Origin of the sequence: Bradyrhizobium erythrophlei, from assembly GCF_900129505.1 — a bacterium.
In the GTDB taxonomy this organism is placed as follows: Bacteria; Pseudomonadota; Alphaproteobacteria; order Rhizobiales; family Xanthobacteraceae; genus Bradyrhizobium; species Bradyrhizobium erythrophlei_D.
Genome location: NZ_LT670818.1, coordinates 897,668 through 921,218, shown reverse-complemented (window position 1 = coordinate 921,218; position 23,551 = coordinate 897,668). Strand labels below are relative to the sequence as shown.

The 23,551-nt window shown below is 63.9% G+C and carries 22 protein-coding genes and 1 tRNA gene; 7 read left to right on the top strand and 16 right to left on the bottom strand.

Features of this window, described 5'->3' with window-relative positions; translation table 11 throughout:
• Positions 1-778: 778 nt before the first annotated feature.
• The 3 genes from B5525_RS04310 to B5525_RS04300 all read right to left on the bottom strand — a co-directional run bounded on the left by B5525_RS04310 (position 779) and on the right by B5525_RS04300 (position 3,789).
• On the bottom strand, positions 779-1,069 hold the full coding sequence (locus B5525_RS04310) for a hypothetical protein (protein WP_079564879.1): 291 nt from the start codon (positions 1,067-1,069) through the stop codon (positions 779-781).
• A gap of 272 nt (positions 1,070-1,341) precedes the next feature.
• Positions 1,342-1,776, bottom strand: coding sequence for a DUF4399 domain-containing protein (locus tag B5525_RS04305; protein WP_079564877.1), 435 nt, complete (start codon positions 1,774-1,776; stop codon positions 1,342-1,344).
• 60 nt (positions 1,777-1,836) lie between these two features.
• Positions 1,837-3,789, bottom strand: coding sequence for an AsmA family protein (locus B5525_RS04300; RefSeq protein WP_079572927.1), 1,953 nt, complete (start codon positions 3,787-3,789; stop codon positions 1,837-1,839).
• A gap of 402 nt (positions 3,790-4,191) precedes the next feature.
• Here B5525_RS04300 and B5525_RS04295 point away from each other — a divergent pair, with 402 nt between their 5' ends.
• Together B5525_RS04295 and B5525_RS04290 are read left to right on the top strand one after the other, a co-directional pair.
• Positions 4,192-4,920 carry a CoA transferase subunit A gene (locus tag B5525_RS04295; RefSeq protein WP_079564876.1) on the top strand — a complete coding sequence of 243 codons (729 nt, stop codon included), beginning with the start codon at positions 4,192-4,194 and terminating at the stop codon, positions 4,918-4,920.
• Positions 4,920-5,570, top strand: coding sequence for a 3-oxoacid CoA-transferase subunit B (locus B5525_RS04290; protein ID WP_079564875.1), 651 nt, complete (start codon positions 4,920-4,922; stop codon positions 5,568-5,570). Before B5525_RS04295 ends, B5525_RS04290 begins: the two co-directional genes overlap by 1 nt.
• Before the next feature lie 247 nt (positions 5,571-5,817).
• On the opposite strand, the gene B5525_RS04285 is transcribed toward B5525_RS04290, so the two are convergent.
• The 3 genes from B5525_RS04285 to B5525_RS04275 all read right to left on the bottom strand — a co-directional run bounded on the left by B5525_RS04285 (position 5,818) and on the right by B5525_RS04275 (position 9,453).
• Complete coding sequence (locus B5525_RS04285) at positions 5,818-7,164, bottom strand: MFS transporter (RefSeq protein WP_079564873.1); 1,347 nt, start codon at positions 7,162-7,164, stop codon at positions 5,818-5,820.
• Between the two features lie 84 nt (positions 7,165-7,248).
• Positions 7,249-8,778 (bottom strand): aldehyde dehydrogenase, encoded by a 1,530-nt coding sequence (locus tag B5525_RS04280; RefSeq protein ID WP_079564871.1) that lies wholly within the window; start codon positions 8,776-8,778, stop codon positions 7,249-7,251.
• Between the two features lie 33 nt (positions 8,779-8,811).
• Positions 8,812-9,453, bottom strand: a complete 642-nt coding sequence (locus B5525_RS04275; RefSeq protein WP_079564870.1) for a GntR family transcriptional regulator — start codon at positions 9,451-9,453, stop codon at positions 8,812-8,814.
• 179 nt (positions 9,454-9,632) lie between these two features.
• Between B5525_RS04275 and B5525_RS04270 the strand changes: the two genes are divergently transcribed.
• Together B5525_RS04270 and B5525_RS04265 are read left to right on the top strand one after the other, a co-directional pair.
• On the top strand, positions 9,633-10,436 hold the full coding sequence (locus B5525_RS04270; protein ID WP_079564868.1) for an alpha/beta fold hydrolase: 804 nt from the start codon (positions 9,633-9,635) through the stop codon (positions 10,434-10,436).
• A 192-nt stretch (positions 10,437-10,628) separates the two neighbouring features.
• The gene (locus B5525_RS04265) at positions 10,629-11,114 is read left to right on the top strand and encodes a Crp/Fnr family transcriptional regulator (RefSeq protein ID WP_079564867.1); all 486 of its coding nucleotides are present in this window, start codon (positions 10,629-10,631) and stop codon (positions 11,112-11,114) included.
• Here B5525_RS04265 and B5525_RS04260 read toward each other — a convergent pair.
• Together B5525_RS04260 and B5525_RS04255 are read right to left on the bottom strand one after the other, a co-directional pair.
• Positions 11,053-11,883, bottom strand: a complete 831-nt coding sequence (locus tag B5525_RS04260) for a metallophosphoesterase family protein (protein ID WP_079564865.1) — start codon at positions 11,881-11,883, stop codon at positions 11,053-11,055. The genes B5525_RS04265 and B5525_RS04260 overlap by 62 nt on opposite strands.
• Before the next feature lie 290 nt (positions 11,884-12,173).
• Entirely contained in the window at positions 12,174-15,818 is a 3,645-nt protein-coding gene (locus B5525_RS04255; protein ID WP_079564864.1) for a sensor histidine kinase, read from the bottom strand.
• Between the two features lie 385 nt (positions 15,819-16,203).
• On the opposite strand from B5525_RS04255, the gene B5525_RS04250 reads away from it, so the two are divergent.
• The 3 genes from B5525_RS04250 to B5525_RS04240 all read left to right on the top strand — a co-directional run bounded on the left by B5525_RS04250 (position 16,204) and on the right by B5525_RS04240 (position 17,537).
• Positions 16,204-16,581: a phasin gene (locus B5525_RS04250; protein WP_079564862.1), complete on the top strand. Its 378-nt coding sequence runs from the start codon at positions 16,204-16,206 to the stop codon at positions 16,579-16,581.
• Positions 16,582-16,854: 273 nt separating this feature from the next.
• Entirely contained in the window at positions 16,855-17,286 is a 432-nt protein-coding gene (locus B5525_RS04245; RefSeq protein WP_079564860.1) for a phasin, read from the top strand.
• Positions 17,287-17,460: 174 nt separating this feature from the next.
• Positions 17,461-17,537 (top strand) — tRNA-His (locus B5525_RS04240).
• Positions 17,538-18,440: 903 nt separating this feature from the next.
• On the opposite strand, the gene B5525_RS04235 is transcribed toward B5525_RS04240, so the two are convergent.
• The 8 genes from B5525_RS04235 to B5525_RS04200 all read right to left on the bottom strand — a co-directional run bounded on the left by B5525_RS04235 (position 18,441) and on the right by B5525_RS04200 (position 23,515).
• Positions 18,441-18,944, bottom strand: coding sequence for a hypothetical protein (locus B5525_RS04235; RefSeq protein ID WP_079564859.1), 504 nt, complete (start codon positions 18,942-18,944; stop codon positions 18,441-18,443).
• An 83-nt stretch (positions 18,945-19,027) separates the two neighbouring features.
• Entirely contained in the window at positions 19,028-19,648 is a 621-nt protein-coding gene (locus B5525_RS45255; protein WP_244567997.1) for an IS630 family transposase, read from the bottom strand.
• A complete protein-coding gene (locus tag B5525_RS43565; RefSeq protein WP_079565021.1) occupies positions 19,645-20,085 on the bottom strand; it encodes a helix-turn-helix domain-containing protein in 441 nt (146 codons plus the stop codon). The genes B5525_RS45255 and B5525_RS43565 overlap by 4 nt, the downstream gene beginning before the upstream one ends.
• Positions 20,086-20,197: 112 nt before the next feature.
• A complete protein-coding gene (locus B5525_RS45760) occupies positions 20,198-22,348 on the bottom strand; it encodes a hypothetical protein (RefSeq protein WP_197687900.1) in 2,151 nt (716 codons plus the stop codon).
• Positions 22,341-22,652, bottom strand: a complete 312-nt coding sequence (locus B5525_RS04215) for a hypothetical protein (protein ID WP_079564856.1) — start codon at positions 22,650-22,652, stop codon at positions 22,341-22,343. Before B5525_RS04215 ends, B5525_RS45760 begins: the two co-directional genes overlap by 8 nt.
• Positions 22,649-22,945, bottom strand: coding sequence for a hypothetical protein (locus B5525_RS04210; protein ID WP_079564854.1), 297 nt, complete (start codon positions 22,943-22,945; stop codon positions 22,649-22,651). Before B5525_RS04210 ends, B5525_RS04215 begins: the two co-directional genes overlap by 4 nt.
• The gene (locus B5525_RS04205) at positions 22,942-23,301 is read right to left on the bottom strand and encodes a hypothetical protein (protein ID WP_154073058.1); all 360 of its coding nucleotides are present in this window, start codon (positions 23,299-23,301) and stop codon (positions 22,942-22,944) included. The genes B5525_RS04210 and B5525_RS04205 overlap by 4 nt, the downstream gene beginning before the upstream one ends.
• Positions 23,294-23,515 (bottom strand): helix-turn-helix transcriptional regulator, encoded by a 222-nt coding sequence (locus B5525_RS04200; RefSeq protein WP_079564851.1) that lies wholly within the window; start codon positions 23,513-23,515, stop codon positions 23,294-23,296. Before B5525_RS04200 ends, B5525_RS04205 begins: the two co-directional genes overlap by 8 nt.
• Positions 23,516-23,551: the final 36 nt, after the last annotated feature.

Sequence of the window (23,551 nt, the reverse complement as noted above, 5' to 3'; positions counted from 1 at the left end):
AGACCCCGCTCTACCGTCGTCCCTGCGAAAGCACGGACGACGAAAGTAATAAGCGCGTCTTCGCGCCCCCGCGGCGCAAAGCGTCCGGGCCGATGCAAAAATTCTCCGTCCCCGAAGAGGACGCAGGGAAAGCCGGGTGCGCGCTGCACCCGCGGTCTCGTGTGCAAGATGCACGAAAGAATGCGCACACGAGCATACAGGTTCAGCGGAGGCAATCCGGCCTTCCCTGCGCAATGGTTTTAACGGCTTATTTCGTACTCTCCCCGGTGATCGGGCTTTCTTGTCACCGTCGCCCCGCGAAACCTGGCATGTCCGCGCCCGGTTGGGCCGACTTTGCCTTCGCGAGACTTGACGCCGGCGTCGAGGCGTCAGGACCACACGACTTCACCGTCCGCGGCCGTCTTGCGCCAAAGCGTTCGACGGGCGTGGTACCCATCCGCCGAAGTCCGGGCGAAGGCGTCTTTGGCATCGTTCGTCAGCGCGCCCTGTCATCGCTCACAGGCAAAGCCCGCCCTGCGACATTTCGCGCGCCCGACGCTGCCGCGTCCACCGCATCCCGCCCCAACGTTCGTGACGATGGACGCGGGGAGTTATAGAGTGATTTGGGTATTCGGAAAATCAGAATATTTTTGCGAGAGGGGCTGGACAGAGTAAGTTCAAGAACGCGAAGTGATTTGCCCGTCGGGTGCCGACCGCGTCCGATCGTGAGCCGCCGGCGGATATGTTAATTTCGCCGGACGCGCCAAATCGATCGGGCTGCCGTAAGCCGTCGAGATGCTCACGCCTTGTCGCGCTGAGATCGCGCGGCATCCTCCCACGCGCGAACGGGGAGGTTTCCGAGCAGGTTCGATAGCCCAACCGCAAGCGCGCGAAGCCGGGCATTCTCCTTCGAGAGCCACACCACGTCGTGGCGCTCCTGACGCGGCGATTCATCGTCTTTGGAGATCGCAGCCTCTTCAAGCAGCGGCGACAGAACGTCGAAGAACTCGTCATCCGGATGCCGCAGCGACACGACGTTGTCGACGGCGGGACGGTTTTGCTTCTTGCGCGGCGACGGTCCGATGCCCATGGCAAACCCCTTAATTCAGTACGTCATCCCAATCCAATCAGCCTCGATTGAGACGCGGGCGAATTTGAGACCAAATTGGGACGAACGGATCGAAGCGAAGCAAAGCGAAGCAATCTATCCTTGCGACGTAGAGAGGAAGCAATCTATCCTTGCGACGCAGAGAGAATGGATTGCTTCGCCGCTTCCGCTCCGTTGCGCAAACGCTTTGCGTTTGTCGCTGGCAATGACGGCCAGCGGCTTCTGCTTTCGGAAACACAATCGCGATGCCGTCGCTACCGCACCGTGATGGTGATCGGCTCCGACATCACCGGCGGCACATGCGGGATGTGGGTCCAGTCGCCGAGCAGCAGTTGCAGCGTGTGCTGGCCTTTCGACAGCGTCACCATGGCTTCGGTCTGGCCGCCGCCGAAATGCTTGTGGTTATCGTCGGCGGGGATGGGCTCCTTCATCTGCTCCGGCGTCATGGTGGTGTCGATCAGGAGATGATGATGGCCGGTGTTGGGTTTTTCCACGCCGGCAGGAGCTACGCCCATGCCGGATAGCCCGAACTGCACCAGGAAGGGGCTGTCGACTTCGGCGCCGTCCTTCAGGTTGATGAAATAGACCTTGGCCCCGTCCGGCGACGGCGTTTGCGCCGAGGCCGGGGTCAAGGCGGCGACGGCGAACGCGACAACGAGCGCGCGGGCGATTCCAAACGATGTGATCATCCTGTACTCCCAAACATGAAGCCGGATCGCGCGGAGCGATCCGGCGCTTTCAACCAAGCCTCAGTTCGTCTTGCCGTCCCCGGCCGCCACTGGCGCATCCGCCGGCGCCGCCACCGCCGTATCCGGCGCCGCCGGTTTTGCTCCGCCGCCGGTGATCCGCTCCAGCACCGAGCGCACTGCGTCCCGTGTCTTGCGATCCTTGACCGCGTCGAGCAGCGGCGCGCTCGCCGGCGAGCGGCGGATCAGGCTTTCCGGATCAGGGAAGATCAGGGGATCGTCCCACGGGCCCTGTACCACGAACGGCAGGTCGAAGCCGGGGGTGCCGCCGGTCGTGTTCAGGCTGGCAACGCCCTTCATGTCGTATTCGCGGGTGGGCACCGAGGCGGTGCCGGTCAGCGTCAGATGCGCGGCGGGGCCCTCGACGCGGATGTCCTTGGCGGTGGCGATGCCGTCGGCGAATTTCACCGCGATCGTCAGCGTGTCGTAAGGCGTCGAGCCGGAGCGGAAATTGCCGCCGCCGGACAACGGCCGCCGCTCCAGCCGCTTCAAGAGTTGCTCGACATTGAAGCCCGCGATGGCGCCGTCATGGCCGGTCAGGGAAGCGGTGCCGTCGAGCGATGACGCCAAGCCAAACGGGCTCGAGCCCGAGGCCACCAGCGAGACGTTGAGATTGCCGCGGCCACTCAGCTTGGTGACGCCGAATAATTCGCTAGCGCAGGCCTGCAGATCGACGTCGGTGAACTGGAACTGCGCCTTGACGTCGGCGACCGCGTCCGACCGCGCGATCCCGAACGAGCCCCGGGCGACGCCGCCATAGACCTGCGCCTCGCCGACCGAAAGCGCCAGCGCGCCGCCGCGCAAATTCGCGCCGAAGGCGGTGCGGCCGAGTTTCGAGGCGCCGATCGTCACCCGGGCCGCCGACAGGCGCATGTCGAGGTCGGTAGAGGACAGCGCGTTGAGGTCGAACGCCTGCCGGTTCCAGTCGCGCGCGCCGCTGGCGAGCAGGCGGAAGGTGGAGATGTAAGGCGTGAAGTCGAGATTGCCGGCGGCGAGCGTCGCCTGCAGGGTCTGGCGGCCGTTATTGGCATAGGTCATGACGCCTTCGGCGACATTGCCGTCGAGCTCGACATTGACATTGGTGAGCGCCAGCGATGGCCCCACCATGTTGGCGCGCGCCTTCAACGCGAAGCGGCCGAAGCCGTTGGTGCCGGGCGGCGCGCCGCCGATCCATTGCAGCGCGCCGCGCAGCGATGGGCTGTCGATGGTGAGGATGCCTTCCATCATCATGCTGGTGCGGTCGGCGACGGTGCCGTCGAATGCCACCTTCAGGGGCGCGCTGGACAGCCGCGCCTTCAGGCCGGAGCGGTCGCCCGACAAGGCCGCGAGGAAGTCGCTGGCCGAGATCGCGCCGTCGACGCGCTCGCCGCGCCAGTCGAATTGCCCGGTCGCGGCGAACGAGCGCGAGATCGACGGCCAGGCCAGCGACAGGTCGATATCGCCGAGTTTTTCGGACACATGATTGCCGGCATCGGTATAGCTGAGCACGCCGTCCTGGATCCGGATTTCCGAGAACGACACCGGGTTGTCGGCGCCGGGCTTCATGGTGCGGGCGATGGTGTCGATGAAGGGCGTCCAGTTGCTCTCGCCGTCGGGGGTGCGGACCACGCGGATATGCGGGCGCAGCATCATGACGTCGGCGATCTCGAACCGCTGCAGCAGCAGCGGCAGCAGCCGCAGATTGGCGGTCAGGACGTCAACCGAGAGCGCGGGATCGGCGGCAGCACTTCCCCTCAAGCCGACGTCATGAAAGGAGACGTAGCTGGCGGGAAACACCGAGACGTCGATAGTGCCGTTGATGACGAGATCAAGGCCGGTCACGGCGCGGATCTGCGCCTCGACCGAGGCGCGCAGCGCGTCCCGGTTGATGAACCAGGAGGTCGCGACCAGGCCGATCAGCGCCACGCCGAACAACGCCGCAATCGGCGCCCCCAGGCGCTTTATTCCTTGGGCCATGGTCAATGACATATCCTGATCAGGTTGGGGCGTCGGGTCGATTTTGAAAAAAAGGGACGGGCAGGGTGCTCTGCCCCAAGCCAACTGCGGCAACTTGATGGGTTTTCTTGACGCTTTCAAGGCCGGTTTCGGCGCCGTCCCGGTGTTCCGAACCGCCTACGCCGGTGTCATGGCGAGGTGGTCCCCAACCGGATGACCTGTTCGCAACCTGGCGCATCTTTCCCCGGCGGGGAGAGGTCGATTTGCGCGGCAAATCGGCTGAGGGGGCGCCGGAGCGATGTACTGCTCCTGCCTTGGCGCCCCCTTGGCGTCCCGTCATTGACGCATTGCAAACATTTCGCCTAATAATCGCCTATTCATGCAGGCCGTCAGCGCCTCATCCTCCATCCAGGTCGCATTTTCATGAACAAGGTCTATCCGGACGCCAAATCGGCACTCGAAGGGCTCTTAAAAGACGGCATGATGATCATGTCCGGCGGTTTTGGTCTCTGCGGCATCGCCGAGGCCCTGTCGGATGCGATCCGCGATTCCGGGGTCAAGAACCTCACCGTGGTCTCCAACAATGCCGGCGTCGACGGCATCGGGCTGAGCCGGCTGCTGGAGACGCGGCAGATCCGCAAGATGATCTCGTCCTATGTCGGCGAGAACAAGCTGTTCGCCCAGCAATTCCTCGCCGGCGAACTGGAACTCGAATTCGCCCCGCAGGGCACTTTGGCCGAGCGCATCCGGGCCGGCGGCGCCGGGATCCCGGCGTTCTACACCAAGACCGGCGTCGGCACCCTGATCGCCGAGGGCAAGGAAGTGAAGGAATTCGACGGCGAGAAATATCTGATGGAGCGCGGCCTGTTCGGCGACCTCGCCATCGTCCACGCCTGGAAGGGCGATACTGCGGGCAACCTCGTCTACCGCAAGACCGCGCGCAATTTCAATCCGATGATGGCGACGGCCGCCAAAGTCACCGTGGCCGAGGTCGAGCACCTCTTGCCTGCCGGCGAGATCGATCCCGACCACATCCATACGCCCGGTATTTTCGTCAAGCGCATCGTCCAGGTCGGAACCGGCAACAAACGCATCGAGCAGCGCACCACGCGCAAACGCGAGGCGGCCGCCGCCGCCGGGGAGGAAATCTGATGGCCTGGACCCGCGACCAAATGGCGGCGCGCGCCGCCAAGGAATTGCGCGACGGCTATTACGTCAATCTCGGCATCGGCATCCCGACGCTGGTCTCCAACTTCATCCCCGACGGCGTCGACGTGGTGCTGCAAAGCGAGAACGGCATGCTCGGCATGGGGCCGTTCCCCTATGAGGGCGAGGAAGACGCGGACCTGATCAACGCTGGCAAGCAGACCGTCACCGAGCTGGCGTCGACCAGCTATTTTTCGTCAGCCGATTCCTTCGGCATGGTGCGCGGCGGGCATATCGATCTCTCGATCCTCGGCGCGATGCAGGTGGCGCAGAACGGCGACCTCGCCAACTGGATGATCCCCGGCAAGATGGTCAAGGGCATGGGCGGCGCGATGGACCTCGTCGCCGGCGTCAAGCGCGTCGTGGTGGTGATGGAACATTCCGCCAAGGACGGCGCCAAGCTCTTGAAGCAGTGCAACCTGCCGCTGACCGGCGAGCGGGTGGTCGACATGGTGGTGACGGATCTCGCGGTCTTCACCATCGACAAGCACGGCAAGGACGGCATGGCGCTGATCGAACTCGCCGACGGCGTCACGCTCGACGAGGTGAAGTCGAAGACCGAAGCCGAATTCCGGGTCGCGCTGAAGAACGCGTGAGCCTTTAGACGCGAACCGAGCCGTCTGAATTCGTCATTGCGAGCGAAGCGAAGCAATCCATAGCGCAGCGCTACGGAAAGCTGGATTGCTCCGTCGCTTCGCTCCTCGCAATGACGGAGGAAGTAGCGTCGTAGGATGGGCAAAGCGAAGCGTGCCCACCACCATAAAGCCGGTATGATTGCGGTGGGCACGGCGCAGATGCGCGTTTGCCCACCAAGCTCCGCCCATCAGGACTAGCGCGGCGCCATCACGCTTTGGCGACGGCAACCTCCTCCAGCCCGCGGTTGCGCGGCTCGACGCCCCAGGCCCATACCACCACGATCTGGACCAGCACCAGGCCGATCATCAGCCAGAGCACGCCCGGCAACTTGTAGGAGGCCATCAGGGCGCCGACGATGAACGGTGAGACCACGGTGGCGCCGCGGCCGAGCGTGTTGCAGATGCCGTTGGCGCGCAGCCGGATCTCGGTCGGGAACAGTTCCGGCGTATAGACGCCGAACAGGATCGCGGTCTGCACATAGATCGCGACGATCAGCACGAATCCGACAGAGAGCACGATCGCCGGATCCGACGCCGCGTCGAAGCGGGCATAGATGTAGCCGGCGACGATGGTGACGATCGAGGCGCCGATGATGCTCCAGCGTCGCCCGAACGCGTCGGACACATAGGCGCCGAGCGCGCAGCCGAACAGCGAGGCGATCGACAGCACCAGCGTATAGGCCAGCGAATTGGTGATGGTCAGCCCCTGGCGCAGGAAGAATTGCGGCAGGAACAGCACGAAGCCGAAGATCAATGTATTGATCGTGATCAGCACCCAGGAGCCGACGATCATGCGTTGGAGGAGCGGCGGCTTCAGCATGTCGGACGCACTGACAAGCGGCACGGGCGCCGGCACTGCCACCGGTGGCAGCGGCTTGCCGCCGGCGGATTCCTTTTCGATCGCCTGCATCAGGACTTCGGCTTCCTGGTCGCGGCCCTGCGATTCGAGCCAGCGCGGCGATTCCGGAAGATTCTTGCGCAGATACCAGACGATCAGCGAGCCGACGCCGGCAAGGACGAACATCGGCCGCCATCCGAACGCCGGGATGATGAGATAGCCGAGCAGCGCCGTCACCGGGAAGCCGGCCACCACGATGAATACCATCATCGACAGCCAGCGCCCGCGCGTCTTCGGCGGAACGAATTCCGTCAGCGTCGAATAGCCGACGACGATTTCGGCGCCGAGGCCGAGCCCCTGGACGAAGCGGCAGGCGATCAGCTGATTGATGTCCTGCGCGAAGGCCGCCGCCAGCGACGCCAGCCCAAAGATCAAAAGATTGATCTGGTAGGTGAAGCGCCGCCCCAGTTTGTCGCCGACAAAGCCGGTGATCAGCGCGCCCAATGTCATGCCGACAAAGGTCAGCGAAATGAACTGCAGGTTTTGCGGAATGGTCGAGAATTTGCTCTGGACCGCGGACGCCAGCACGCCGCCGGCGACATAGAGATCGTAGCCGTCGAAAAACATACCGGCCCCGACCAGCCAGAAGATCCGGTAGTGAAACGACGAGATCGGCAGCCGGTCGAGACGCGCACCGGCGTTTACTGCGATAGACATATAAGGTTCCCCCCTTTTGAGTTTCTGTTTCTTGCCGCGGCTGCCGGTCTTGTTTGAATCTGAGGCAGCCGCGTCTCGTTTTGGCTAGTTCAGGCGTCGCTGGGTCGCCGTGTCGCGGTACCAGTCGAACGGCTGATCGTGGGTGGCGACCATCACGCTCTTGGTATTGAAATGGTCGTTGAAACTTTCAGTGCCGAATTCGCGCCCCACCCCGGAATCCTCGACGCCGCCCCAGGGCGAGGCCGGGTCAAGCCGGTGATGGTCGTTGATCCAGACGATGCCGGCCTTGACGCTTGATGCAACGCGATGCGCGCGACCGACGTCGCGGGTGCGGATCGCTGCCGCGAGCCCGAACGGCGAGTCATTGGCGAGCCGCAGCGCGTCGGCCTCGTCCTTGAACGGCGTCACCGAGGTGAAGGGGCCGAACACTTCTTCCTGGAAGATGCGCATGTCGGACTTCACGTCCGCGAACACCGTCGGCTGCACGAAATAGCCGTTCTCATGGCCGGCGACTTTGGCGGCGGCGCCGCCGGTCACCAGCCGCGCGCCGTCGTCGCGACCGAACTGGCAATAGGACAGCACGCGGTCGCGCTGCCGCGCCGAGATCACGGGGCCGAGCTGGGTTGAGGGATCGAAGGGATCGCCGATGCGGATGCTTTGCGTCTTCGCCTTCAGCTTCTCGACGAACTCGTCATAGATCGAAGCCTGCACGATGTGCCGCGAGGCGCAGACGCAAGTCTGTCCCGCGCCGATGAAGGCGCCGAACGCCGCATAGTTGACGGCCTGGTCGACATCGAAATCGTCGAACACCATCACCGGCGTCTTGCCGCCGAGCTCCATGGTCTGGTGCGCGAACACTTTTGCGGCGGCGGCGCCCGCGATACGGCCGGCCTCGGTGCCGCCGGTCAGCACCAGCTTGTTGATATCGGGGTGTTCGGCGAGCATCCGCCCCGCGCTGGCGCCGAGGCCGAGCACGACATTGAATACGCCCGGCGGCAGTCCCGCCTCGGTGAAGATCTGCGCCAGCCGCAGCGTCGTCAGCGGCGTATATTCCGATGGTTTTACGACGGTGACGCAGCCGCTCGCGAGCACCGCGGCCAGCGATTTGCACATGATCATCAGCGGGTGATTGAACGGTGTGCAGTTAGCGACGATGCCGATCGGCGTGCGCAAAGTGTAGTTCAGGTAGGAACCTTCGACGGGGATCACGGAATCGCGGCGCGACAACGCGAGCCCGGCAAAATACCGGAAGAAGTCCGGCAGCCGCGACAGCTGCGCGCGGGTCTCGTTGAGCGGCCGGCCGTTGTTGAGCGTCTCCAATCTGTAGAGCGATTCCAGATTGGCCTCGAACGCATCCGCCAGCCGATTGACCAGCCGCGCGCGGGCGCGGATGTCCATGCCGCCCCAGGCCTTGCCATCGAAGGCCGAGCGCGCGCTCTTCATCGCGCGGTCGATGTCGTCGGCGGTCGAATTCGGAATCCGCGCGATCACGTCGCCGGTGGCGGGATTGCGGACGTCGAGCATGTCGCCGCCGCCGGCCTCGATCTCGCGGCCGTCGACGAAATTGCCGTGGATTTCGACGTCGATTGCTTTTGGCGTTGCGGAAATATTCATGGGTCTCTCCTTTCGATCATGATCGGAAGCGGGTCATGCTTCGACGATCACGGCGTTGCGCTTGAGCGCAGGCAACACGCGTTTTTCGGTTTGGCCGATATGGGCCTTGATGATGCGGGAGGCCGCGCGCGCCTCGCGCCGCTGCATCGCCTCGATCAGGGCGACGTGTTCTTCGACCAGCCGCGTCGGATCATGTCCTTTCACGTTGGCGACGCTGACACGCACCAGCCGGTCGGCCTGTCCGATCAGGTCGCACAGCGAAGCCGCCATGCGGCGGTTGCCGGAGGCATGCGCCAGCGCGGAATGGAAAGCGCGGTTATAGGCGATGAAGTCCTCATGATCGCCGGCGAAGCGCCTGAATTCGTCGAGCGCCTTCAAGACATCGTCGGGCGCATTCTCGATCGCTTCGGCGACGCAGGCCGGTTCCAGCGCGAAGCGGAACCGCAGCAAGTCGCGGGCATCCGATAGCGAGATCGGATTGACGCGATAACCCTGGCGCGGCTGCACGGTGACCAGATGCTCCCGCTCCAGTCGCAGCAAAGCCTCGCGCACCGGTTGCCGGCTGACGGCATAGCGCTCGGCAAGCTCCTGCTCCCGCATATCATCGCCGGGCGCCAGACGGCAGGTCAGAATATCAGCCCGCAGGCTTTCATAGACATTATCGCGCAAAAGCATCGTATTTCCCTTAGACGTGGCTCCAATGTCGCAGTCGTGAAATATCACGTCAAGTGACAAAGGCTTGAAAAGCCTGAATTTTGATTTATCAAGGAGGGCGCCCACCGACGTCCGTCGGCGAAGCGGGCGTTTCGCAACCCGCTGGAAGCCCTCGCCAACCCGCATACCGAGAGACAGGCATGGATCGACTTCTCGCTGGTGGAACGGTCAACGCAGCGCAGTGGGGTCAAGAACCAGGCAAAAGCCCGGCGCTTTTCCTGTTTCACTCGCTGCTGTCGGATCGCGCGAGTTTCGATGCCATCGTTCCAAAACTGTCGCGGTCATTCCCGGTGATCGTTCCGGAGTTGCCGGGCTTCGGCGCGTCGAAGGCCATCGACGGCGGGCTTGCCGATGTCGCCGACCGCATGGCGGAGGCAGTGCAGGACGCCGCAGGGGGCCGCGAGACCATCGTGCTCGGCAATGGCTATGGCGGCTTCGTCGCGCTGCAGATGGCCATTCGCCATCCCGGCATCGCGACCCGGCTCGTTCTCGCCGACTGTGGCGCGGCGTTTTCGGAAGAAGGCCGCGATGCCTTCCGCAACATGGCGGCGGCGTCGAAAGCCAGGGGATTATCGGCGATTACCGATGTCGCGATGCGCCGGCTGTTCGCGCCGGAATTCCAGGCTCAGCATCCCGATCTGATGCGCGATCGCCGCGAGGCGTTCTTGCGCAGCGATTCCGAGGTGATCCAGGCGGCCTGCGCGGCGCTGGCGGGGCTCGACCTGCGCCCCGACCTCAGCAAGGTCAGCGTGCCCGTGCTGGTGCTGGTCGGCGAACATGACGAGGCGACGCCGCCGCCGATGTCGCGCGAACTGGCCGCTCTGCTGCCGAACGCGCGGCTGAAGATCATTGCCGGCTGCGCCCATGTCCCGCAGCTGCAGGCGCCGGAAATGTTTCTGGATGCGATCGGCGACTTCCTGCCCGAGCTTTCGGCGGCGAGTTGAAGGCAGCCTCAGCCGTCTGGTTTAGGAGACGGGATTTTGGCCTCATGCCTGGGCTTGTCCCGGGCATTCTTGCTTTGTCGCGGCTAAAGCGTGGTTTGGTTGACGCTGACAATTTGGGCAAGCCGGCCCTTTTATCCGTTCGACGCTGGCCATTCCGATGCTAGTCTTGCCCGGGATTTGGAGTGCTGGCGGATGCGCGCGATTCTGAACTATTGCACCGGAGGGACGGCGCGGGACGTGTCCGCGGGCGCGCTGATCATCCACGAGGGCGACACCACCGGCCACCTCTACATTCTGATCGAGGGACGGCTCGAAGTCCTCAAGGGCGATACCGTCGTCGCCTGCATCACTGAGCCTGGCGCCGTGCTCGGAGAGATGTCGGTTCTTTTGGATCAGCCGCATACCGCGACGGTGCGCGCGGCGTCCGATTCCATCATCTACGAGTTCAGCGACGCGGCGTCCGTGCTGCGTGAGACGCCGGAGGTGGCGCTGTTGATCGCGCGGATGCTGGCGCAACGGCTCAATGTCGCGAACACCTATCTCGCCGATCTCAAGCGGCAATATGCCGGCCACGGCAACCACCTCGCGATGGTCGGCGACATCCTGCAGAGCATGATCAACCTGTCGCCGACGCAGGTCTCGCCAGGATCGGATCGACAATCCGATCCAAGGATGTAAGCCATTCCGGCGGATCGGCGATCACGGTTGCCGGTCGCTGCAACGGCGCCTTGAGGTCGATGCATTGTCCTTCTTCGCCAACCGCCAGCCAGAACGCGGTGCCATCATCGAGATCGAGCACGATATAGTCCGGCGGGCGACCGGGCAGGCGGCCGGTGTTGAACACCCAGCTGTCGCCGAGCCGATCGAACCAGGAGCCGTCGGCAATGAATGGCGACTGGTGCACATGACCCGAGATCACCATCGAGGGCTGATAGGTCTTGATCCACTGCACCAGTTCGACGTCGCCGAAAAATCGTTTGCCGCCCCAGCTCGTCGGCGAGTTGGCGGGCGGCGCATGGTGCACCCAGATCCAGCGTTTCAGCCGCACCGCCGCAGCCGCGCGCAGTTGCTCCTCGAGCCGCTGCTTGACCTTGGGTCCATCCCACCACGGACAGACGGTGAAGAGGGTGTCGCCGATGGTCAGGCTGTCGCCGTCGCAGGCGATGCCGAGTTCGCGCATCTCGCCGATCCATCGCGAGACCTTTTCGCCCTCGGGATTGCGCTCGTCGAGGTCGTGATTTCCGGAGCAGAGAATCACCGGTGTGATCGCCGACAGCAGCGAAAGATACCTCTTCACCACCACGATCTGGGCGCGGAAATCGACCATCGACCCGATGTCGAGCGCGTCGCCCGCGAAGATGACGAGGTCGAATTGCGGCGCGGCGCTGAGCAGCCAGTCGAATTGCGGCAGCGAATAATGCAGATCCGCGACGACCAGGCAGCGCATGTCAGATCAATCCGGATGCTCAAGGAGTAGGCGGCGGGCGGCCGCTTGCATTCAATCCGCAAATACCGAGCAAAGATTGTGCCGTGCCGCGCCGATCGGGCGCGACAGATTCCCGCACCGCCGTTCGGCTTGGCCTATCGCCTGATGGTTCGAAACGCGCGGCGTTGCCGCGCTCCTCGCCATGAGGGATCTCAGACCTCATCCCTGCGTAACGGCTTCGCCCTTATCGCTGGAGGAGCGGCCGATTGGCCGCGTCTCGAAGGATGAAGCCGCGCCGAACCGGACGACGCTCAGGTCTTCGCCATCGCCTGCGAAAACACCACTTCGACCAGCGTGCCGGAACGCGCGCCGGTCTTGAGGTGGAATTGCGCGCGGTTGGCCTCGACCAGCGCTTTGGTCAGCGACAGGCTGACGCCGGAGCTTTCGGCGGCCTGATCCGCGGGCGCCTGGGTCCGGAACGGCTCCATCGCGGCGGCGACCTCGTTGTCGTTGAGGCCCTGGCCGGTATCGCGCACCCTCAGGACCACGTCGCCGAAATCCGACAGCGCGGTGGAGACGATGACCTGGCCGCCGGCATTGGCGAGATGGATCGAATTGCCGATCAGGTTGAGCGTGATCTGGCGCAGCGCGCTGGCGTCGGCAAGAACCGCCGGCAGTGCATGCGCCAGCGAGGTGCGGATGATGATGCGTTCGCGGTTGGCCTGCGGCTGCATCACCGCGACGCATTGCTCGACGAGGTCGTTGAGGTTCTGGTTGGCGAAGGTGAGATCGAGCTTGCCGGTCTCGATCCTGGAGAGATCGGTGAGGTCGTTGATGATGGCGATCACGCGTTCGCCGGAGGCGCGGATGTCCTTCATGTATTCGACGTAGCGCTCGTTGCCGAGCGCGCCGAAGCGTTCGCCGATCATCACTTCGGCAAAGCCGATGATGGCGTTGAGCGGCGTGCGGACCTCGTGGCTGATCCGCGCCAGCAGGTCGGCCTTGGCGTTGGCGGCGCGGTCGGCCAGCCGACGCGCCTGCTGCAGTTCGCTTTCGCTCTTCCTGGTCTCCGACAGATCGCGAAACACCGCGAAGAAATTCGGACCGTCGTGGCGGGTGCGTCCGATCGTCATCGCCAGTCGAATGATCCCGCCGCGGCTGGCGCGGCCGAGCACGTCGCGGCCGTGCTCAAGCAGGCTGGCGACGCCGGCGCCCTTGATGCTTTCCAGATAATCCATCACCACGCGCTGGCTTTCCGGCGCGAACAGCTCGACCAGATTGCGCCGCACGAATTCATCGCCGTCATAGCCGAACAGCGCTTCGGCGCTGCGGTTGCACGAATTGAGATTACCCTCGGCATCGAACATCACGATGCCGTCGGCCGTGGTATCGAGGATGGCGCCAAGTTCCTCGGCATTGGCGTGGCCGACCGGCGAGGGCTCCGGCGCGGGAGGTGCCTCCGAGATCGCGGCGGCGACATCGGCGCTTTCCATTCCGGTGCCCGAGAAAATCAGGGCCAGCGCCTGGTCGTCGTCCCAGCTGATGGTGTAGAGCCGCGCGTCGATCGCCGAGGACGGGATATGTCCGGTCGAGGCGTCAGGCGCCGAAATCGTCACCGGCGTGCCGGTGTCGGAGGTGCTGCTGGCGTTGGAGACGCCGGGCTCGACATAGAGCGCGTCGAGCCCGCCGGCATCCTCCAGCGCATGAAGGTTCACATATCCCATCCGGGTCAGAAACGCTGAATTGGCATAGACCAGCCGGTCGAGCCGATAGATCAGGACGCCGACCGGCAACAGGTCGAGCAGCGCGCGGTCGCGCCGGGCTTCGCCGCGCGGCGGCGGCTCGGGTTGCACCAGCCAGCCGGCCTGTTCGCTGACGGGCTGCGTCGCCAGTGGCAGCTCGATCGCGGCCGCGGCGGGCTCCGCGGAAGTTGCCGTCGCGGCACTGGCCGCGCCGTGTTCGCTCTCGAGCCGCGCCGACAATTGCCGGGCGAGTTCGTTGAAGGCGCTGTTTTCCACCGGCGTCAGGCCCGGCGATTTCGCTTCGCCCGGTTTCGGTTCACCTAAGGGCCGGAACGGCAGCACGTTCTTGGGTATTTCGACGGGCGTTTCCAGGTGTGTGTCCAAATCGTTTTGCGGTGAAGTCTGGTCGGCGTCAGGGGCAGGCAACTCCGCACGGCCGGCATTCTGGGTATCGGGAACCGAAGGCAAATTCGCGGCGGAATCTTTCGTTAGTTCGGCCTGAACGATGTCCGCCGGATCCGTTTGTGGCGGCGTCCGGGCGCTGAGCAACTCGAAGCGGCGCAGCGCGGCCAGCCGCGTCAGGCCGTCGAGATCGCGGCAAACCCCGAATCCCCGATAGCCGGCAAACTTCTGCGATCCGTCGTAGACCGGCAGCCCCGACAATTCGACCGGCAAGCGTCCGCCGCCGTCGGCCGGCCAGTTCAGGGTGATGCCGCTCCAGGTATCGCGGGTGGCGACCGCCTTGAGGAGGCGGCCTTCGGGATCGAGCGCGAAGGATTCCGCGATTTCGCGCCACAACCGGCCGAAGCCGGCGGCCGTGCGCGGGCCGATCAGGCCGGTGAATTCGTCCGAGCCAAGCGAGAAACGGCCTTCGGCATCCATCTGCCACAGGAAGCGCAGCGGGTGACGGCGGCTCTCGGGCGCGGGCTCGTCGAGCCATGACGGCGCCCGGGTATGCGGCGGCGTCGGCTCGTCGGCCACGGCTTCGACATAGGGAGATGGCTCGCGGGAACAGGATTCGTTCTCGGGCGGTTCGTTCTCGGCGGCGGGTTCGTCGGCGGGCTGTTCGGGCTCGGCAGGCTGTGCGGAGGCTCCCTCGATCAGTGCGAACTCGGCCGGTGCCTCGCCGGAATCGGCCGGCTGTTCGTAGCCGGGCATCGGCTGCTCCGCCGGCGGTGCGAACGGCTCGGTCGCGGGCTCGTCGGCTGCGGTTTCGACCGTCTCCATGGACGGCTCATCGACGAACTCGTCGACCAGCACAAATTCGGCTGGCGCTTCGCCGGAATTGGCGGGCTGCTCGTAGTCCGGGATCGGCAGCTCCGCCGCTGGCGCTACCAGTTCGCTCGCGGGCTCGGCTGCTGCGGCTTCGACCGTCTCGGCCGGCAGCTCATCGGCGAACTCATCAACCAGCGCAAATACGGCCGGGGCTTCGCCCGATGTCGCGGGCTGTTCGTCATCGGGCATGGGCTGCTCCACCACTGGTGCGACAGGCTCCGCCGCGGGCTCGGCGAGAGCTGTCTGCGGCATTGCCGGTGCGACATGTCTGTGATGCGCGGCCGCCGTCGCGCCCGGCGCGAGCAGCGCGACCAGGCCGACATCCGCGCCGGAGCCGACGCGCCATAGTACCATGTGGCCGATGCCGATGGGCGTTTCGACGCGGCCGTGCCTGAGCGCGTTGCTGCGCGCTTCGTCGAGGCCGGCCTCGGAGAGATTGCGAAAGCCGAGCAGCGGACGGCCTGCGTCGCTGGCGCCGATGAACAGGCCGTCGCGCGCAAAGGCTGCGACCGGGGAATCGATGCCATCGACCAGCCGCCGCAACCGCTCCGCCAGCGGCATCGCGCGCCCGTTTGGTTCGGCGGCGGCGACCAGGACGCCGTGGCCGCCATCGGCGAATTCAAGCCGGGCACAGCCGCAGGTGACGAGCCTGCCGAGCGACGCGCCGAAGCCGCGCAGCCGCTCCAGCCGCATCGCGCAGTTCAGCGGCAGTCGGCCTGCGAGTTGCGCCACCTGGCGCCGGTGGGCGTCGGCCGGACCGAACAGTTTTTTGGCGAGTGCGGTGGCATTGGCCGCGCCGAACACTTTGGCGCCGACCGGATTGGCCCACAGGACCCGCGTGCCGTCGACTGACCAGAGCCAGGCGGGGAGGGCGCTTGTCGCATGCACCGCCAGTCGCGGATCGCCGATGCCTCGCAACTGGAATTCCGAATTGTTCATCGCAACGACATGATCCGACTGGCGAGGCGCTTGCCCTTGATGACTTAAAGAATCGGCCGCCGAACGATGGCAGCCCAAATGGAACGTCAGTATCGCCCGCGGGTGAGGTCAGGTCCACGGCCTGCCCGCCCTGGGCCAGTCTCCAAGCCAGGATAACCTTAATTCAATTCGTCTGAACCAGATTGGTGCCTGCGGCGTTGGGTGATTGCAAACGCCGACGAAGGGTTCACGATGAGGAACCAGCTGGTGCCACGTCGCACCGGCGAAGTGTACCGGCGAAGTCATGTGCCGGTGATCTGGCGTTGGGATGATCTGGCTTTGGGCGGACGGGAGCAGGGGCCGTGGGTGGCCCCTTCGATGTGCAACAGCAACAGGGAGTGGGACCATGAGCGAAGAAGGGCGTTTCGAGATTCCGAAGGACATGCGATCGATGGCGGAGGCGAGCTTCGATCAGGCCCGCAAGGCCTTCGAGAAATTCCTCGCCAGCGCGCAGTCGACCGCGGGGACGATCGAGGAGCGGGGGGAGACGGTTCGCGCCGGCGCCAAGGACATCGGCGCCAAGGCGATATCCTATGCCGAAAAGAACGTGCAGGCCTCGCTAGACTATGCGCAGTCGCTGCTGCACGCCAAGGATCTGACCGAAATCATGAAGCTGCACAGCGAATATGTGCAGACGCAGATGCGCTCGCTGGCCGAGCAGGCCAGCGAAATGGGCCAGATCGTCAGCAAGGCGGCGATGGAGGCCGCCAAGCCCAAGGTTTGAGGCGCCAGACCGCCCAGGCGCGTCTCGCCGTCGAAAATCCGGAAGAGGTCGCTGCGGCCCTTCCGGGTGGCCGTGCCATCTTAAATTGTGCCTCATTGTATTGCGTTGCACAAAATTGACACGATGTATGGCTACAACCGTCCGGTGTCCGACGTAGGACATTCCCGCGTAGGACATTCCCGCAGCGTGATCCGGTCGACGTTCTTGGTATTTAATTACCGAGAAGGCAAGGGGTCACATTTGTTTCACCCCGTTTTTCGAAGGATTCATGCCATGGCAAGTTCCGATCCTTTCTCCTCCTCCGTCATCCCGTTCGAGGTTCCCGAGCAGATGCGCGCCTTCGCCGAGAAGGGCGTTTCGCAAGCGCGCGACAGCTACGCCAAGTTCAAGGACGTCGCCGAGAGCAACAATGGCACCATCGAGGCGGTGTTCACTTGCGCCAGCAAGGGCGCCAGCGAATATTCCGCCAAGCTGATGGAAATGATGAAGGCCAACACCACCGCGTCGCTGGACTTCGCGCAGGAATTGCTCGCCATCAAATCGCCTTCCGAGGCGGTCGAGCTGTGGACCTCCCACGCCAAGAAGCAGTTCGAGGCCATCACCGCCCAGGCCAAGGAGCTCGCCGAATTGAGCCAGAAGGTCGCCGCCGAGACGGTCGAGCCGATCAAGACCAACGCGTCGAAACTGTTCAAGCCGGCCGCCTGATCAATCATTCTCTTCGCAGGAGGCCCGGGCGAACCCCGGGCCTCCTGTTTTTTTGCCGTCTTTTCGGGGGCGCGGATGGCGCGATAGAAGGCCGCCGGCGGCCTTGCCAAAGCGGGCCGTTGCACCTAGTTTCCGCCCCGTTCGGCCACCCCTTTTTCGGGGCCGGAAACGGATGCAGTTGTAGCTCAGTTGGTTAGAGCGCCTGTCTGTGGAACAGGAGGTCGGTGGTTCGAGCCCACCCAACTGTACCACCATTTTCCTTTTAATCTCAAGACTTTGACGATTGGCACTCTTGCCCTCGACAATCGATCACAATTTTGCGCAAGCACATAGCAAGCAGTCGGGCCGAATTTCAGACGGATAAGGTTTGTGCCCCGCTCCCTCGCTCACACCTTTGCCGCACGCTGGCCGGGGATGGCGAACTGAGCAAGCCATGCGAGATTAGCATGATGTCAGATTGCTCAGATCTGTACTTGAAATCTTTTTCTTTGAAATAGGAATGCGGCCGTCCAAGGCGCCCAAGTCGTCCGAAACGCGATAGCCATGCGGGTTTCTCATACGTGCGGATTGTCGCCCGGCGCCGTCCAAGCCGTCTGGAAAAATTTGGGGCTCGTCAGGGTGATGGCGCTTATCCCGACGACACGAGGCGTGCTCAGTGCGATACGTCAGGGTCGTCAGGGTAGCTCAACAACTGAGCGCCTAGCGCGTTCTCGGTGCCGCCTTGAGCCGTAGAGGCCCACCCCCCAGGAAGGACCCGTGCCTTCGCGCGTCGGCGTCGAGGAGGCCGCCGTCTCCACCACATCAAAAGGAGAGATAGCTAGAGCGCACAGCTTCGCCAGCGACATTAGAACTTCCGCAAATATGCGGCGAGGGCGGCGCGCTGCGCCGTAAGGCCGTCCGGCATCAACGGGCAACGTGCTGCAATGATTGAGAAGGGGGGCGGGGACGAGGCGGGCGCCTTGCAGGTTGTTCGGCGACTAACTGCGACTGACTATGCCGCCGCGTCATGATCTGCGGAACACCCACACATGACGGCAGCTCGAACGTGCTGCGCAAAATATCCCTCGACGTCAGATTTTAACGCATGGATGGCCGCCGCTGCGAAGCAGGGCGGCTATAAAAATGCTTTTGCGCGCCGTCGCTCCCGGCGTTGGCTATTGCGCTGATGGTGGAATGTAGTGGCCGCTTATCGGATCGACCTTCCAAGGTTCGGCCTCGGCTCCGATCGCACCCATCGCCTCAGCGATTTCAGTACGAAGCTGGCGCGCGATGTCTCTCAATACGACACGCGCGCCTTGCGCGCCATCCTTAGTGGCAGCGCTCGAAATCGCCTCCGCGAAGGTCGGCAAGCGTTCGATTACGCGAACGACTGTCTCGCCGACCTTGATGCTGGCCTCTTGGACTTCCGCCACCGGCACAAGGCGCCGGAGCTTTTCCTCAAGCTCCAAAAACTTGAGATCGGCGGTGTATTGCGCCGCGCGAGCTTGGTGATCGCGCAATGCGGGTGAGGTGACCGTACGGCTGTCTTCGGCCCGCGTTTCAGCGGCGCCCTCCTTGATAGCGTCGCCAACCTCGCCGACAGCGCGATCGAATTGGGCCAAATTGACGCGAAGCGACCGCCTATCGCCGCGAATCGTGAGGGCACCGGCCTTGATCATTCGGCGAACACGCTCGTGGACGCTTTGTCGCGACAGCTTCTTGAGTCGCGCCAGTTCCGCAATGGAGAGCCAGAGCCCCGAATCTAAGCAGAGATTCTTTGTTTGGCCAACGGATCGAGGTTTCGCTCGGAGTTCAAGGAGGTTACGGCGGCGTGGATTGCTCGATCGAGAGCTTCGGCATCGGTGAAGGTCTGGTGGGCCAGATGATGGGCTTTGAGATCGTGCCAGACAACTTCGATGTCGTTGAGTTCGGGCGCGTACTTGGGCAGCCATTCGACGGTGAGCCAGTGGGCACGGGCCGTGAGGGCAGCGGTTGTCGCCTTGCTCACGTGGATCGGCCCGTTGTCGAGCACGACGACGACGGGTTTCGTCGGCAGACCCGGCCTCGGGCCATACAGACCGTCGAGCGTTTCCAAGAGCGCAATGAAATCGGTGCTACGCTTGGTTCGGCTTGTGTGCACAATGAGCTTGCGCGCGGTGTGATCGAGCGCTCCCATCATCGCAACCTTCTTGGCCTGTCCTGGCGCCTGCACCCGCAGATCGGCGCCACACTTGGCCCAGGCTCTGGCCAGATAAGGATGCGTCAACGCCTCGCTCTCATCGGCGAAGAGAAGCACGATATCACCGGCCTCTGCCTGCGCCTTTCGCAGTGCCAGCCTGAGGCCCACGCGGTCGACGGCATCGGCGTCCTGGCGGCCCTTCAGGGTGTGTCGCGGTCGGCGCCAGCGGAACTTTTTTTGCGTAGCACCTTGGACAGACGCGATTTGGAGATGGTGACGCCCTCGCGGGCCTCGATCTCGCCAATGAGGCGCGCCAGCGTCCAGTTGTGCCGGTCGGCAACCGGCGCTTCCAGCAATGGCCTCGCAACTCTCAGCGCAGCTTCCGCTTTGACAGGGGCCGGTCCCGGTGCAGGGCTCGTCTTGAGTGCCTCGACCCCGCCGCGCGCAAAATCGCTGCGCCACAGACGCACCGTATCCTCGCGAACGCCGAACGCTTCCGCAATGCGTGGGCTGGTCCAACCCGATAACGTCAGCAATACGGCTCTCGCCCGATCCGCCTCCCCGCGATCGCGCGAAACTGCAAGGGTCCGCAATGCCGCCTGCTGCTCTTCACTCGCCACGACTGGAGATTTACCTGCCATGTCTCGCCTCCGCGAATCAGTGCGAAGACGGAATCACGCCCGGCATCCGTTGGCCAGTAAGATGAAACCTGCTTAGTTCGTTGTCAAAAGCGATTTGAGACATCAGTGACTCCTAAATTGGCGCCACATCGTCGTTGGGCGCGATAATCGAGATCAGCCGCGCGTCAGATTTGCGTCGGTCGATCGTGAAACCTTTGGCGCGCAGCAACGGCGCCGCGCGATCGAGGCGGTTGCCGAGCCCCGAAGCCGTGGCCGGCCAGGCGCGCGACTTACGAATCGTATCAGTGGCGTGGTTGGCGAGCCGACCCAGCAACTCGGTTGCCGTGCCAGTCCAAACCTGCTCGGTACCCGCACGCATAAAGTCTCGGATTGCAACTGCCACCGCATCGGCTTCAAACGCGCCGTCCGCAACCTCAACGCGGTTGCGTGTGTAGGCGGCCACAAACTCTCCCGATTCCCACCCAAGACCGCTCTCTGCCGCAGTAACCCACTTCATGAAGTCGGCCATGCGCGGAAGGCGATCCAATTTGACGCTGGCAACGTTGCGCAGCCCGGCGCTGATGGCGTCGAGCAATGCACCGAGAATCAAGGGTTGGCGCTTGTGATAGTCCTCCCACAACGCGTCTTCCGGGCGGCGCTTGGACTCAGGGATGACCCGAAGGTGAACGTTCAATGCCCGATCGGCTAGGTCAGCGCGATCAGTGAGCGATGGAATCCCGTTAAGGATCACCGGAGACTGCACTTCACAGATCACCTCATCGCGGTCGGTATGCAACATGCGGGTGGCGAAGCCGCCGCCGGTGGCGATTCGGCAAAGTGCGTCCGATAGCCAGTTCGGCACCGAGGAAAGATTGTCGAAGGCAAGCACCTTCGAGTTCATGGCCGACACGATCAGGTCGCGATCATCCTTAGGAGCAGCGCGGATCGGCGCCGCGCTGGGATCGATCAAGCCGCGCACCATCCGCGAAAACACAGACTTGCCGGTGCCCTGCTCGCCGTTCACCACGAGCACGGGATAAGGGCCACGGTCACGTAGGGCGGCGACCATGAACGCGACGACAAGCTTAAAGCTGTCATCATCCTTGACGTTCACCAGGTCTCGAAAAATCTCGATACCTTCGCCGGGCTCCGGTTCGGGCAACGCCCGCATGGCCGGTGTTCGAATGAACTTAACCGGGGGGCGCTCCACCACTTTCCATCCATGCGCCGTGATCTCAACGGCGCGCCAGGTGTCATCACAAAGATCAAGATAGCAATTTGCGCCATGCCGACCGACGCGCAAGCAAGCGGTGTGGCGAGGACATTCATTGATTGCGATCGCTTCCAACGTTCGGATCACATCTTCCAACGTCGAGCTACTGATGACTTGTCCCGTTTTTAAACGGGACAGGTTTGCTAACCACCTCCTGAAAGCCTGCGATTTGAGCGCCCAGTTCTCGGCATGGCCGGCAATCTCGATCGTGGCGTAAGCCACATGATCAGCATCGTGCCAAAGAGCGAGGCCTTCGAGAGCGGCCATCAGCGCGTCGCTGCGGCTTTCGCGGCGCTTTCGCTCGCCGGCTTCGGCCGTTTGCTCGGGTTTGCTGGCGTGGCCAACGCGCGCATTGTCGATCAGCGCGGCGACGCGAGCCGTCGTCCATCCCTCGGCCTCGGCATTCGCTGCGTCCCAGCCCTCGGTGCAGGACTCGGGCGGCGACACAATGCGGACAGACGCCGCAATCGGCGCGAGGATAGATGCTACCGACTCGGCGTATTCAAGGCCGGCCGCATCGGCATCGGGCCAGATGATCACATGACGGCCAGCGAGCGGCGCCCAGTCGGCCTTTTTCGCGCTCCTTGAGCCGTTCGGGCTTGTGACCGCAACAAAGCCCGCCGGCAATAAGCGGGCAGCTGCGTCGCATGCTTTCTCCCCTTCGGTGACGACGACAGGAGCCCCCGACTTGGCTGCGAGACGATCGAGGCCATAAAGCGGACGCGGCGACGGCCACGACTCGAAACGCCACTCAAGAGTGCTACGCGCGTGATCCGCCCATAGAGTTTGCGGACGGAATTGTTTGTCGCCGTCTTGATCAAAACGATGCACGTAGCCAAGCAGGGCGCCGCTGGCGTCGGCGTACCGCCATGTGGCCGACGGTTTCCCGAGCGGGTGCGACGGTGCCGAAGGCGCGGAACTGGGGACAGGAACAACGATCCCGCGTCCAGCGGGATCATTCGCTAGCGTGGAGGCGGGTTTCCCGCCGAGTGGTGCAAATGGATCACTCATAGGGATTCAACCCGAGCATACTCGCCACGCGCAACGCCGCCTCGGCTTGTTTCAGCCTAAACAAGTAGGCGGCGAGGGAGACGAGATCGCCTCCACGATCGCCGGTCGCGAAGTCGGCCCACGAGCCGGTGCGGAGATTGATCTTGAAGCTTCCCGGCCGCGCGTCGCCGCGCATCGGATTGAGCGCGATCCATTCGACACCTTCGCGGCGGCCGTTCGGCAGCCAGCGCGAAACGATTGACTCGGCTTGAGCGCGCGCCGCCGACGCGATGCGCGCGAAGGCAATTGGCTTGTGCGTCGTCATCGGCCGGCCATCGCCTCATTCAGAGCCACAATGTCGGCTGCGGTGATCGAAGGCAGCTGCCTGGACGAGCCAACGGCGCCGACAATCATCAGCCGATAGCCGCTCCCTCGCCACGGCGATCGCGGATCGTGGCAATGGGCCACGCGACCCGTAACCACCGCCGGCTCGTCAGGCGGTTCGCCATGAGTGTGCACGGTGCGACAGTGCGGACAGCGAAACTTCAGCGACAGCCCGCCGTCATCGCGCTTGACTCGGTAGGCCGGAATCAGGTCTTCACGGAACGCCGCTGTCATTGCCGCCGCTCCCGCCGAAGCTGGCACTTGACACAGGGGCATGTTTGGACGGTCGCTTTGGGCGGCCGGCTGTCGCGCCGGGGCTCCGCATCGCATTGCAGGCAGGCGCAGTCGCGTCCGCAACCGCGCTTGATCGGATACAAACGCTTGTCACGCTTGCAGACGAACCCCTCGCCGAGCCGCACATCGCGACAGACTTCGACCACACCATCGCTGATCAGGCTGCCGTTGTTGGCATCGAAATAGTGCCGTCGGACCATGCGGATTGCCGGCCGAATTGGCAGCACCGATCGCCGAGCATCCCGCCCGGTCTGTTTGGTTTCGCTATCAGAGCGTTTGTGGAGGTGCTTAACCACGTGCCCCCCTCCTCGCGTCAGCCTCGGTGGTGGACGTCACGATCCGCGCATCGATGTAGGCGAGAACGTCGCCGCGCCGATATCGAACCGAGCGCCCCAATTTCACATAGGGGCACCCGGATCCGCGTAGCCGCTCCATTTGCAGCGTTCGCACGCTCTGGCTACGCATCTGCGCGGCCTCGTTTTCGTCAATAAGATGATCGTCGGTAGTCATTCACTGCTCCATGCGTTATCGCCGGGCGTCCCACCC

Excerpts from the sequence above, each read along its gene's own strand:
- B5525_RS04210 (WP_079564854.1), bottom strand. The coding sequence starts at position 22,945 with ATGACAGCGGCGTTCCGTGAAGACCTGATTCCGGCCTACCGAGTCAAG.
- B5525_RS04255 (WP_079564864.1), bottom strand. The coding sequence starts at position 15,818 with ATGAACAATTCGGAATTCCAGTTGCGAGGCATCGGCGATCCGCGACTG.
- B5525_RS04300 (WP_079572927.1), bottom strand. The coding sequence starts at position 3,789 with ATGGCCCAAGGAATAAAGCGCCTGGGGGCGCCGATTGCGGCGTTGTTC.
- B5525_RS04235 (WP_079564859.1), bottom strand. The coding sequence starts at position 18,944 with ATGATCAAGGCCGGTGCCCTCACGATTCGCGGCGATAGGCGGTCGCTT.
- B5525_RS04270 (WP_079564868.1), top strand. The coding sequence starts at position 9,633 with ATGGATCGACTTCTCGCTGGTGGAACGGTCAACGCAGCGCAGTGGGGT.
- B5525_RS04310 (WP_079564879.1), bottom strand. The coding sequence starts at position 1,069 with ATGGGCATCGGACCGTCGCCGCGCAAGAAGCAAAACCGTCCCGCCGTC.
- B5525_RS04245 (WP_079564860.1), top strand. The coding sequence starts at position 16,855 with ATGGCAAGTTCCGATCCTTTCTCCTCCTCCGTCATCCCGTTCGAGGTT.
- B5525_RS04295 (WP_079564876.1), top strand. The coding sequence starts at position 4,192 with ATGAACAAGGTCTATCCGGACGCCAAATCGGCACTCGAAGGGCTCTTA.
- B5525_RS04305 (WP_079564877.1), bottom strand. The coding sequence starts at position 1,776 with ATGATCACATCGTTTGGAATCGCCCGCGCGCTCGTTGTCGCGTTCGCC.
- B5525_RS45760 (WP_197687900.1), bottom strand. The coding sequence starts at position 22,348 with ATGAGTGATCCATTTGCACCACTCGGCGGGAAACCCGCCTCCACGCTA.
- B5525_RS04285 (WP_079564873.1), bottom strand. The coding sequence starts at position 7,164 with ATGTCTATCGCAGTAAACGCCGGTGCGCGTCTCGACCGGCTGCCGATC.
- B5525_RS43565 (WP_079565021.1), bottom strand. The coding sequence starts at position 20,085 with ATGGCAGGTAAATCTCCAGTCGTGGCGAGTGAAGAGCAGCAGGCGGCA.
- B5525_RS04215 (WP_079564856.1), bottom strand. The coding sequence starts at position 22,652 with ATGACGACGCACAAGCCAATTGCCTTCGCGCGCATCGCGTCGGCGGCG.
- B5525_RS04275 (WP_079564870.1), bottom strand. The coding sequence starts at position 9,453 with ATGCTTTTGCGCGATAATGTCTATGAAAGCCTGCGGGCTGATATTCTG.
- B5525_RS04260 (WP_079564865.1), bottom strand. The coding sequence starts at position 11,883 with ATGCGCTGCCTGGTCGTCGCGGATCTGCATTATTCGCTGCCGCAATTC.
- B5525_RS04250 (WP_079564862.1), top strand. The coding sequence starts at position 16,204 with ATGAGCGAAGAAGGGCGTTTCGAGATTCCGAAGGACATGCGATCGATG.
- B5525_RS04280 (WP_079564871.1), bottom strand. The coding sequence starts at position 8,778 with ATGAATATTTCCGCAACGCCAAAAGCAATCGACGTCGAAATCCACGGC.
- B5525_RS04200 (WP_079564851.1), bottom strand. The coding sequence starts at position 23,515 with ATGACTACCGACGATCATCTTATTGACGAAAACGAGGCCGCGCAGATG.
- B5525_RS04290 (WP_079564875.1), top strand. The coding sequence starts at position 4,920 with ATGGCCTGGACCCGCGACCAAATGGCGGCGCGCGCCGCCAAGGAATTG.
- B5525_RS04265 (WP_079564867.1), top strand. The coding sequence starts at position 10,629 with ATGCGCGCGATTCTGAACTATTGCACCGGAGGGACGGCGCGGGACGTG.